At 65.2% G+C, this 10,787-nt stretch carries 9 protein-coding genes and 2 pseudogenes; all 11 read left to right on the top strand.

Annotation, left to right across the window (positions count from 1 at the left end; all coding sequences use genetic code 11):
* A pseudogene (locus JHD73_RS23940) lies at positions 1-644 on the top strand (hypothetical protein); the annotation flags it as partial.
* A 194-nt stretch (positions 645-838) separates the two neighbouring features.
* A complete protein-coding gene (locus JHD73_RS23935) occupies positions 839-1,732 on the top strand; it encodes an HlyC/CorC family transporter (RefSeq protein WP_199032670.1) in 894 nt (297 codons plus the stop codon).
* A 65-nt stretch (positions 1,733-1,797) separates the two neighbouring features.
* Positions 1,798-3,309 carry an apolipoprotein N-acyltransferase gene (gene lnt / locus JHD73_RS23930; protein ID WP_199032669.1) on the top strand — a complete coding sequence of 504 codons (1,512 nt, stop codon included), beginning with the start codon at positions 1,798-1,800 and terminating at the stop codon, positions 3,307-3,309.
* A 186-nt stretch (positions 3,310-3,495) separates the two neighbouring features.
* A complete protein-coding gene (gene glyQ / locus JHD73_RS23925) occupies positions 3,496-4,476 on the top strand; it encodes a glycine--tRNA ligase subunit alpha (RefSeq protein ID WP_199032672.1) in 981 nt (326 codons plus the stop codon).
* A 5-nt stretch (positions 4,477-4,481) separates the two neighbouring features.
* A complete protein-coding gene (locus JHD73_RS23920) occupies positions 4,482-5,141 on the top strand; it encodes a hypothetical protein (protein ID WP_199032671.1) in 660 nt (219 codons plus the stop codon).
* 74 nt (positions 5,142-5,215) lie between these two features.
* Positions 5,216-7,309 (top strand): glycine--tRNA ligase subunit beta, encoded by a 2,094-nt coding sequence (glyS, locus tag JHD73_RS23915; RefSeq protein ID WP_199032668.1) that lies wholly within the window; start codon positions 5,216-5,218, stop codon positions 7,307-7,309.
* A 19-nt stretch (positions 7,310-7,328) separates the two neighbouring features.
* Complete coding sequence (gene gmhB, locus JHD73_RS23910) at positions 7,329-7,907, top strand: D-glycero-beta-D-manno-heptose 1,7-bisphosphate 7-phosphatase (RefSeq protein WP_199032667.1); 579 nt, start codon at positions 7,329-7,331, stop codon at positions 7,905-7,907.
* Positions 7,908-7,917: 10 nt separating this feature from the next.
* Entirely contained in the window at positions 7,918-8,670 is a 753-nt protein-coding gene (locus JHD73_RS23905; protein WP_199032666.1) for a 1-acyl-sn-glycerol-3-phosphate acyltransferase, read from the top strand.
* Positions 8,667-9,548, top strand: a complete 882-nt coding sequence (locus JHD73_RS23900; RefSeq protein ID WP_199032665.1) for a M48 family metallopeptidase — start codon at positions 8,667-8,669, stop codon at positions 9,546-9,548. Before JHD73_RS23905 ends, JHD73_RS23900 begins: the two co-directional genes overlap by 4 nt.
* Before the next feature lie 54 nt (positions 9,549-9,602).
* Entirely contained in the window at positions 9,603-10,346 is a 744-nt protein-coding gene (locus tag JHD73_RS23895; protein ID WP_199032664.1) for a hypothetical protein, read from the top strand.
* A gap of 91 nt (positions 10,347-10,437) precedes the next feature.
* Positions 10,438-10,787: pseudogene (locus tag JHD73_RS23890) on the top strand (galactosyldiacylglycerol synthase); the annotation flags it as partial.

The raw sequence follows: 10,787 nt of genomic DNA, 5'->3' as shown, positions 1-10,787 counted from the left end.
GCCCTAGCCCAAGCCCTAGCCCAAGCCCAAGCCCTAGCCCTAGCCCTAGCCCGAGTCCGAGTCCGAGTCCGAGTCCGAGTCCAACTCCAACTCCAACTCCGACACCGACACCGACACCGACACCGACACCGACACCGACACCGACACCGACACCGGCGCCGACGCCAACTCCGACGCCAGCGCCTGGCGGCGGGCACCACCACCATCATCACGACCATGACCATGACCACGATCATGGCGGGGATCACGACCACGGTGGCGACGGTAACCACGGCGGAGACCACGGCCACGGTGGCGATGGCAACCACGGCGGAGACCATGATCACGGTGGCAACGGCAACCACGGCGGGGATCACGACCATGGCGGTGGCGACGATCGTGGTGGCGATTCCGGCAACCACCACGAGCACCAAGGCGACCCCGACAGCCAGGGCCATCACGATGGCAATGGCGACGACCACACCCATTCCGGCCACGACAACGGCAATCACAAGGACAAGGGCAATCACCAAGGCCAGGACGACAACGGCCAAGGCAACAACGATCATGGCGGCGACGGCCACCAGGGCAAGGGCAGTGATGAGGGTAGCGGGCACACTGGTGACGACGGTCACCACAAAGGCGGCAAGGTCAACGGCGACTGACCGTTTCCCCCTCGGCAGGCGCCATGCCGCGCCACCCGGGCCGGCCTCCTGAAGTGCAATTCAACGCACATCAGGAGGCATGTCGCCCACCCCGCGCTGTGTTGGAAGGGATCACCAAGCCGCCGCCCACGTCATCGGGGCGGCGAGTCTTTTGGTGTATGCTGGGCCGATGTTTAACGACGCGCGACCGCGCCATGAATGATCCGTATCCCAGTCCGAAGCCAGCCGACAAACCCCGCTCGCTGCTGGAACGCCTGACCGACCTCATCTCGCCCGAGCCCGAATCGCGGGCCGAGCTTCTAGAAATCCTCCAAGACGCGCACGCGCGCAACCTGATCGACGCCGACTCCCTGTCGATGATCGAAGGCGTCTTCCAGGTCTCGGACCTGTGCGCGCGCGACATCATGATCCCGCGTGCGCAGATGGACGCGATCAACATCGCCGACGCGCCGTCCGAGTTCATCCCTTACGTGCAGGAAGCGGCGCATTCACGCTTCCCGGTCTACGAGGGCAGCCGTGACAACATCATCGGCATCCTGCTGGCCAAGGACCTGCTGCGCTACTACACCGACAAAGACTTCGACGTGCGCGACATGCTGCGCCCGGCCGTGTTCATTCCGGAATCGAAGCGCCTGAACGTGTTGCTGCGCGACTTTCGCGTCAACCGGAACCACATCGCAATCGTCGTTGACGAGTACGGCGGCGTGGCCGGCCTCATCACCATCGAAGACGTGCTGGAGCAGATCGTCGGCGACATCGAAGACGAATACGACTTCGACCAGGAAGAAGACAACATCCTGGCCACCGCCGACGGCCATATGCGCGTGCGCGGCCTGACCGAGATCAGCCAGTTCAACGAAGCCTTCGGCACGCATTTTTCCGATGAGGACGTCGATACCGTTGGCGGGCTGCTGTCCAACCATCTCGGCCGTGTGCCGCATCGGGGCGAGAAGATCGTTCTGGGCACGCTGCAGTTCGATGTGCTGCGCGCCGATGCGCGGCAAGTGCAAGTGCTGCTGGTGCGCCGTCTCACCACCCCGACCGGTGGCGATGCCTCGGTCAACGCAACGGGTTCCAACCCCGCCTGACTTCCGTGCCCGCTCAGTTCTCCTCCCCTGCCGGGGTATCCCCCCGTCGGCAGGACGCCCCTGCCGTGCCACTCGCGCGGCTGCGCTTTGCCATGCCGCTGGCGGTGCTGCTGGGCGTCATGCACACGCTGTCGTTCGCGCCCAACCACTGGTGGTGGCTGCAGATCCTGTCGCTCACGGGGCTCGCGGCCCTGGTACAGCGCGCGCCGCGCCTGCGTGACGCCGCCTGGGTCGGCTATGCCTTCGGGCTCGGCTGGTTCCTCTCGGGCGTGTGGTGGCTCTACATCAGCATGCACGTCTACGGCGACATGCCGGCGTGGATGGCCGGGCTTGCGGTGCTGCTGTTCACCGGCTACCTCGCACTGCATCCGGCGCTGGCGGTGTGGGCGTGGCAGTGGCTGACGCGACGCGGGCGCTGGTCGGGCACGGCATCCGCGCTGGTGTTCGGCGCGGCGTGGGCCGTCGTCGAATGGCTGCGCGGCACGGTGTGGACTGGCTTTCCCTGGATCAACGGTGGCTATGCGCACACCGATGGCCCGCTGGCTGGCTACGCGCCGCTAGTGGGTGTGTACGGCATTGTGCTGATTGCAGCCGTGCTGGCCGGCCTGCTGTGCGTGGCCGCCGAGCGCCGCCTGCATTGGCTGACGGTCATCATGGGCGCCGCGGTACTGGTGGCCGGCTGGCCGTTGCACAACATCGCGTGGACACAGCCCGTAGGCAAGCCGATCTCCGTGCGCCTTCTGCAGGGCAATGTGCCGCAGGATGTGAAGTTCCAGCAGACCGGCATCGAGCGCTCGCTGGAGCTGTACACGAAGATGGTCACCGAACAGCCCGCGCAACTGGTGATCACGCCCGAGACGGCCTTCCCGATCATGATCCAGGAGATGCCGCAGGAGATCGCGCTGGCCATCCGCACGTACGTGGATACCACCGGCTCCAGCGTGCTGTTTGGCGCGGCCAGCCAGGACTCGGCGGTGGACTACACCAACAGCGTGTTCGGCGTCGGCCCGCAGGTCCAGGGCGTATACCGCTACAACAAGCACCATCTCGTGCCGTTCGGCGAGTTCATCCCCTTCGGCTTCCACTGGTTCGTCAACATGATGAACATGCCGCTGGGCGATTTCCGGCGTGGCCTGCCCGTGCAGCCAGCCATGACAGTGGCCGATCAGCGCGTCGCGCCCAACATCTGCTACGAGGATTTGTTTGGCGAAGAGATCGCCGCCTCGCTGCGGCATGCGGACCAGCCCGCCACCATGCTGGCCAACGTGACCAACCTGGCGTGGTTTGGCGACACGATCGCGCTGGACCAGCACCTGCAGATCTCGCGCATGCGTGCACTGGAAACCGGCCGGCCGATGCTGCGCGCCACCAATACCGGCGCCACCGCCGTGGTGCGCCCGGACGGCAGCGTGCAGGCGCGCCTGCCCGTTTTCACGCTCGGCACGCTGCAAGCCGAAGTGCAAGGTATGCAAGGGCTGACACCGTTTGTGCGGGCCGGTAACGCGCCCGCGCTGAGCCTGGGCGTGCTGGTACTGCTGATCGCATTCGCACGTCGCCGCAAGGCAAAAGCGGATTGATCGTTCGCCGCCCGGAGGGCTTTCGAGCCACTTTCCGGGGCGGCTGACAAAAAACGCTAAAATTCAACGTTTTGCGGCGCTCATGCACGTAACTGCGGGGCCATGCGCTTCTCGTGCCCGCCGCTGCATTCCACCGTCACGCTGCGCCCTGAACGTTCTGGCCGCGGCGGACCACCGGGTACCACCATGCTTACCTTCCAGCAACTCATCCTGAAGCTGCAGTCGTACTGGGACGCCCAGGGCTGCGCCCTGCTGCAACCGATCGACCTCGAAGTCGGCGCCGGCACCTCGCACGTGCATACCTTCCTGCGTGCGATCGGCCCTGAGCCATGGCGCGCCGCCTACGTGCAACCGTCGCGCCGCCCCAAGGACGGCCGCTACGGCGAGAACCCCAACCGCCTGCAGCACTACTACCAGTATCAGGTGGTGCTCAAGCCCGCGCCGGAAAACATCCTCGACCTGTACCTCGGCTCGCTGGAAGCACTGGGCCTGGACCTCAAGCAGAACGACGTCCGCTTTGTGGAAGACGACTGGGAAAACCCCACGCTCGGCGCCTGGGGCCTCGGCTGGGAAGTCTGGCTCAACGGCATGGAAGTCACGCAGTTCACGTACTTCCAGCAAGTTGGCGGCCTGGATTGCAAGCCCGTTACCGGTGAAATCACCTACGGTATCGAACGCCTGGCGATGTACATCCAGAAAGTCGAGAACATCTATGACCTGGTTTGGACGGAGTGGGAAGAACCGGGTCCGAACGGCCCCGTCAAGCGCCGCCTGACCTACGGTGATGTCTACCACCAGAACGAAGTCGAGCAATCGACCTACAACTTCGAGCAAGCCGATACCACCGTACTGTTCCGCCGCTTTGCCGAGCACGAAGCCGAAGCCAAGCGCCTGATGGGCGTGCCCGCAGAAGGTAAGGAAGGTGCGGCAGACGATGGCGCCCCGGTCGTGCAGCTCGCCCTGCCCGCCTACGAGCAAGTGCTCAAGGCCGGCCACACGTTCAACCTGCTCGACGCACGCGGCGCCATTTCGGTGACGGAGCGCGCCGCCTACATCGGCCGCATCCGCAATCTGTCGCGCCTGGTCGCGCAGGCTTACTACGATTCGCGCGAGCGCCTGGGCTTCCCGATGTGCGGCACCGCTGCCGCTGCCACGGAGGCTGCATGACGGCCATGCGGGTCCAAACCGCGCGACGCGGGCTGGCCTTGCTGACGGCGGCGTCGATTGCCGCGCTGGCGCTGCCGGCAAGCGTTGCGCAAGCGGCGCGGCATCGCACGTCCAAGCCGGCATCGACGGAAAAGATCTTCGTCGTGCCGAGTAACCTGACACAGATCTGCGTGGCCGACTCCAAGCCACTGCAACAGGCGCTGGGCACCGCGTGGACGCCTGCCCCGCCCGCACTCGACCAATGGACGAGCCTGGCGCGCACGATGGCCTGCGACCTGTCCGGCGCGCGTGACCTCGGCTGGCACCGTGTGCCGCTGCGCACGTACGCCACCGCCCTGCGCTTCCCGCTCACCTGGGTCGAATGGCAAGGCTCTGGGGCCAAGGCGCAGCGCCGTGCGCGCGTGTTCCGCTCGGCATCGCAACTGCCGAGCCGACTGGAATTCAATGTGTCCGGCACGCTGCAAGAGGTGCGCTATGACGAGCGCCGCGGCACGCTGTCCGCACGCTTCCTGCGCCGCGACGCCGCTGCGCCCGGCACCAACCCCGCGCCGATCGCACCGCCGCCGCCCCCGGGCCAGTGCGCCGGCACGCAACTGCAGTTCCAGCAGCAAAACGGCGTGTGGCTGCTCTCGGGCGTGGAGCCCGTTCCCGGCTCACCCTGCTAACCGAAATACGTAACCGCCGCTCCGGCACTCAGCCTCGAGCGGCGCAGAACAACGACGTCACCGATTCAACTGCTATGTCCACCCTCCTGATCGAACTGCTGACCGAAGAACTGCCGCCCAAAGCACTGGCCCGCCTGGGCGAGGCGTTTGCGCGCAGCCTCTTTGACGGCCTGTCGGCACAAGGCCTGCTGGAAGACAACGCCAGCGTGGAAGGCTTTGCCACGCCGCGCCGCCTGGCTGCGTCGATCACCGGCGTGCGCCGTGCCGCGCCCGATCGCGAGCTGCGCGAGAAGGTACTGCCCGTGACCATCGCCTTCGATGCCGAGGGCAAGCCGGCTGCACCGCTCGTCAAAAAGCTGGCTGCGCTGGCCAAGACGGTGGGCGTGGAAGCCATCGCGCCCGAATCGCTGGAGCGCGCACCGGACGGCAAGGCTGAGTCGCTCTTCTATCGCTACACCGCACGCGGCGCCGTGCTGGCCGATGGCCTGCAGACCGCGCTGTCGCAGACCATCGCCAACCTGCCAATCCCGAAGGTGATGACGTACCAGCGCCCGAACGGTGACAACGTGCAGTTCGTGCGCCCGGCGCACAAACTGATCGCGCTGCTCGATAGCGAAGTCATTCCTGTCAGCGCACTGGGCCTGCAATCGGGCAACGTGACCCTGGGCCACCGCTTCCTGTCGGCCGGCGACATCATCATCGCCGATGCCACTTCGTACGCCAGCACGCTGGAAGCCCAAGGCAAGGTCATCGCCAGCTACGCCAAGCGCCGCGAAGCCATCCGCGCTGAACTGCTCAAGACCGCCGGCGCCGATACGGTCGTCATGCCCGAAGCGCTGCTGGACGAAGTGAACGCACTGGTCGAATGGCCCGTGGTCTACCCCTGCCACTTTGAGGAAGCCTTCCTCGCCGTGCCGCAGGAGTGCCTGATCCTGACCATGCAGACCAACCAGAAGTACTTTGCGCTGACCGACGCGCAAGGCCATCTGCGCAACCGCTTCCTGATCGTCTCGAACATCGCCACCGGCACGCCGGAGGCCATCATCCAGGGCAACGAGCGCGTGGTGCGCCCGCGCCTGGCCGATGCCCGCTTCTTCTTCGAGCAGGACAAGAAGAAGCCGCTGGCCGATCGCGTACCGCTGCTCTCGCGCGTGGTCTATCACAACAAGATCGGCACGCAGCTTGAGCGTGTGTCGCGCCTGCAGGCCATCGCTGGTCAACTCGCAGAAAAGCTCGGCGCGGATGTCGCACACGCCTCGCGCGGCGCGCTGCTGGCCAAGGCCGATTTGCTGACCGACATGGTGGGCGAATTCCCCGAGCTACAAGGCACGATGGGCACGTACTACGCTCGCCACGACGGCGAACCCGACGACGTGGCGCTGGCCTGCTCCGAGCACTACCAACCGCGCTTTGCCGGCGACGCACTGCCCTCGACCGCGACCGGCACCGTGGTGGCGCTGGCCGACAAGCTGGAAACGCTGGTCGGCATCTGGGGGATCGGCCTGCAACCCACGGGAGAGAAAGACCCGTTTGCACTGCGCCGCCACGCGCTGGGCATCCTGCGCATGCTGATCGAGAAGCCGCTCGTGCTCACGATCGACGACGCGCTGCAGATTGCCGCCGCCAGCTTCGATGGCATCGCCGCCGTCAAGCCAGATCTGGCCGCCATCACCGACTTCCTGTACGACCGCCTGCGCGGCTACCTGAAGGACAAGGGCTACAGCACCAATGAAGTGGAAGCCGTGGTCAGCCAACGCCCGCAGCGCCTGGACGACATCGTCGCGCGTCTGGAAGCCGTACGCGCCTTTGCCGCTCTGCCGCAGGCCGAGGCGCTGGCCGCTGCCAACAAGCGCATCACCAACATCCTGAAAAAGACGGATGTGGCCATCGGTGCGGTGCAGCCGCTGTTGCTCAAGGAAGACGCCGAGCGCGCGCTGCATCAGGCCGTGGCCTTGTCCGAACCGCATGTGCACGACGCCTTTGCACGCGGCGACTTCACCACGGCACTGAAAACGCTGGCCGGCCTGCGCGAAGCGGTCGACACGTTCTTCGACGGCGTCATGGTGATGGCCGACGACACCGCGCTGCGCGACAACCGTCTCGCGCTGCTGGGCGAACTGCACGGCCTGATGAACCGCGTGGCGGACATCTCCAAGCTGGCCGCTTGAGCATTGTTCGGAGCCTGACATGCCTCACGTCCCCAAGCTGGTGGTTCTCGACCGCGATGGTGTCATCAACCTCGACAGCGACCAGTTCATCAAGTCGCCCGACGAGTGGATCCCCATTGACGGCAGCCTGGAGGCGATTGCCGAGCTGAACCAGGCTGGCTATCAGGTGGTGGTGGCGACAAACCAGTCGGGCATCGGGCGTGGTCTCTTTGAGGCGGCCGCGCTCAATGCCATGCACGAGAAGATGTACAAGGCGCTGGCCTCATTCGGTGGCCGTGTCGATGCCGTCTTCTTCTGCCCGCACACTGCCGCGGACGCCTGCGAATGCCGCAAGCCCAAGGCGGGCATGCTCCGCGAGATCGCGCGCCGCTTTGACGTGGACCTGACCGGCGTGCCGGTGGTTGGCGATTCGCTGCGCGATCTGCAGGCTGGCGTGGAAGTCGGTGCCCTGCCGCACCTCGTGCTGACCGGCAAAGGCACCAAGACGCGTGATGCCGGCAATCTGCCGCCTGGCACCCAGATCCACAACGACCTGCGCGCGTTTGCACGCGCACTGCTGTCGCCGCCCGCCCAGGGTACGCCTTCGCGTGCCCCTTGAATTCCCATCCATGAACTTTATCCGCTCGCTGCTGCTCCTGATTTTCCTGGTCGTCTGGACACCGATCTACGCGGTGGCCTGCTTCATCGTGTTTCCGTTCCTCAACCCACATCGCCGCTTCTGGATGGTGACGGGCTGGACCAAGTCCGTGATCTGGACGGCGCGCTTCGTGGTCGGCATCCGCTGGAAATACGAGGGCTGGGAACATATTGAAGAGGCCGTCGCCACCAACAAGCAGGTGGTCCTGCTCTCCAAGCATCAGTCGGCCTGGGAGACCATGGCGTTCGTTGCGACCATGCCGCGCCCGCTGTGCTTCGTGTTCAAGCGCGAACTGCTGTTCGTGCCGTTCTTCGGCTGGACGCTGGGCTTGCTGAAGATGGTGCACATCAACCGCAAGGACGGCGCCAACGCGTTCGCCTCGGTGGCGCGCCAGGGCAAGGAGCGCTTGGCCGATGGCGCGTGGGTCATCATGTTTCCGGAAGGCACGCGCACGCGCTCGGGCGATCCGAAGCCGCGCTACAAGAGCGGCGGTGCACGCTTTGCCGTCGATACCGGCGCTTGGGTCATCCCCATCGCCCACAATTCCGGGCGCGTGTGGCCGCGCAACTCATTCCTGAAGTATCCGGGTCTGATCACGCTGTCGGTCGGCCCTGCCATCCCGACTGCCGGCAAGACCAGCGACGAGCTCAACCGCGAAGTCGAAGCGTGGATCGAAACAGAAATGCGTAGAATCGACGCCGATAGCTACCGCGAGCGTGCATGAAACTGCTGCGACCACCGACTTCGCCTACCACCGCCGACAGCGTTCAGCTCGAACTGCCGCTGCTCGCGCCTGAAGCCCCGTCGCTCTCGCACTCGCAGCCGGACGCCACCCTCCTCGCTCCCCCCGCAGTCGATCCCACCACCGTACAGCTCGGCCCCAACCAGCGCCGCCTGACCCTGGGCGAGCGTGCGCTGGTGTACAACCTCAAGCGTTCGTCGCGGCGCACCATCGGCTTTGTCATCGATGACCGTGGTTTGTCGATCACCGCGCCGCGCTGGGTCACGCTCGGCGAGATCGAACACGCCATCAGCGAAAAGCAGAAGTGGATCTTCGCCAAGCTGGCGGAATGGCGCACCAGCGCCGCGCGCCGCATGCTGCCGCCGATGGAATGGCAGGATGGCGCAACGTTGCCCTTCCTCGGCAAATCGATCACGCTCAAGCTGGAGTCGCCCATCGGCGCGCTGATGTTCGATGCCGATGCATGCATGCTGCATCTGGGGCTACCGCCTTCGGCGACCGAGCAGCAGATCAAGGATCGCGTACAAGGCTGGCTGCAGACGCAGGCGCGGCGCGTGTTCGGTGAGCGGCTTGAGGTGTATGCGGAGCGCCTGGGCGTGCGACATAGCGCGTACGCGCTGTCATCGGCTGCCACGCGCTGGGGCAGTTGCACGGCTGACGGCAAGATCCGCCTGAACTGGCGCCTCGTGCATTTCCCGATGAGCCTGATCGACTACGTGGTCGCGCATGAGCTTGCGCACCTCAAGGAGATGAACCACAGCCCGCGCTTCTGGGACACGGTGGAATCGATCTTCCCTGAGTTTCGCGAAGCGCGCGAGCAACTGCGTTCGCATCCGCCGGAATATCTGCCGGCGTTCTAAGGGCGCAGTCCTCTCGCCCTCCACAAACGGCGCGAACACGCAGCGCCGCCATCCATGATCTTTGCCCCCACTCTTTCCCTGCTGGGCTTCCTGCTGCTTGTCGTGCTGCCGCTGGTGGGTGTGGTGGGTACGGTCTTGATGATCGGTATCGTCATGGTCAGGCCGGCGAAGAAACGCCCTCCTCTTTCCAGAAAAGCGCGAACGCGGCTGCGGGCGTTGGTGGCTGTGCTTGCCGTGCTGGATCTATGGGCGGGTTATCTGTACTACGAATCCGTCGGCATCTCGCGCGACATCGCAGCAAAGGATGCGAACCGGGTCGCGCGGCAAAACTTCAATCTCGATCGCGACTTTCAGTATGGCGAACTGGTGATTCCGGCGGGCAGCCAGATCAACCGCTACGATCCGTTTGACAACGGCGAGAAGGATTTGCCCCTGGCATTGCGCGGCCTGCGCGCCGTTCGCTTTCCCCATCCGGTGCGGGTGGCGGGCGTCAATACTGAGGCGATGGATGTGTCCGGGAACGCAAAGCTCGTGTTGGCCGAAGACCAGGCCATCGGTCCGCTGTTCGCCTACAACCTGAAAGGGAAACTGTCACGCGAGGGTCAGCCGGCGTCCGTTGCTTGCAAACGCGGACAAGTTGCCCGCTTCGACGTCCCCTCAATCCCTTACGACATCGAGGCCGAATTCGCCAAGCCGGAACCGGATGGCCCTGAAGCACGGTTCAAGCCGAGCCAGTGGCAATTCCTGGGCTGCACGGACGACGCTTCGATCGACCTGCCGCCCATCGCGCCGCGCTGACACGTCTGTTTGCGTCATTCCACAGGGTGCCATGGTTGGTGGAGAATACGCCACCCGGCAACCCGATGACGCCGGAACTCCTACGCCAACCATGAAGAAGATTCTGCTCCTGAGTGTCAGTGCCGGTGCCGGCCACATGCGCGCCGCTGAAGCCATTCGCGCCTTTGCCGATGCGCACCCCGCGGGCATCGAAGCCACGCACCTCGATGTGATGGACTTCGTGTCAGCCGGCTTTCGCAAGCTCTACACCGATTTCTACATCAAGCTGGTCAGCAACCAGCCGGCGCTGTGGGGCTATCTGTACCAGAAGACCGATGAGACAGCGCCCAGCGCGTTCTCCCAGAAGATCCGCCGCGCGGTCGAGCGGCTGAACAGCCGCCCGTTGCTGGCCGAGATCAAGCGACAGCGCCCCGACGCCATCATCTGCACGCACTTCCTGCC

It is taken from the genome of Ralstonia sp. ASV6, assembly GCF_016429285.1.
In the GTDB taxonomy this organism is placed as follows: Bacteria; Pseudomonadota; Gammaproteobacteria; order Burkholderiales; family Burkholderiaceae; genus Ralstonia; species Ralstonia flaminis.
This window is presented reverse-complemented; position numbering and strand designations above follow the sequence as displayed.

What these genes read in the sequence shown, in the direction of transcription:
- JHD73_RS23920 (WP_199032671.1), top strand. Translation starts at nt 4,482, where the DNA reads ATGCGGGTCCAAACCGCGCGACGCGGGCTGGCCTTGCTGACGGCGGCG.
- JHD73_RS23895 (WP_199032664.1), top strand. Translation starts at nt 9,603, where the DNA reads ATGATCTTTGCCCCCACTCTTTCCCTGCTGGGCTTCCTGCTGCTTGTC.
- JHD73_RS23905 (WP_199032666.1), top strand. Translation starts at nt 7,918, where the DNA reads ATGAACTTTATCCGCTCGCTGCTGCTCCTGATTTTCCTGGTCGTCTGG.
- JHD73_RS23935 (WP_199032670.1), top strand. Translation starts at nt 839, where the DNA reads ATGAATGATCCGTATCCCAGTCCGAAGCCAGCCGACAAACCCCGCTCG.
- glyQ (WP_199032672.1), top strand. Translation starts at nt 3,496, where the DNA reads ATGCTTACCTTCCAGCAACTCATCCTGAAGCTGCAGTCGTACTGGGAC.
- gmhB (WP_199032667.1), top strand. Translation starts at nt 7,329, where the DNA reads ATGCCTCACGTCCCCAAGCTGGTGGTTCTCGACCGCGATGGTGTCATC.
- JHD73_RS23900 (WP_199032665.1), top strand. Translation starts at nt 8,667, where the DNA reads ATGAAACTGCTGCGACCACCGACTTCGCCTACCACCGCCGACAGCGTT.
- glyS (WP_199032668.1), top strand. Translation starts at nt 5,216, where the DNA reads ATGTCCACCCTCCTGATCGAACTGCTGACCGAAGAACTGCCGCCCAAA.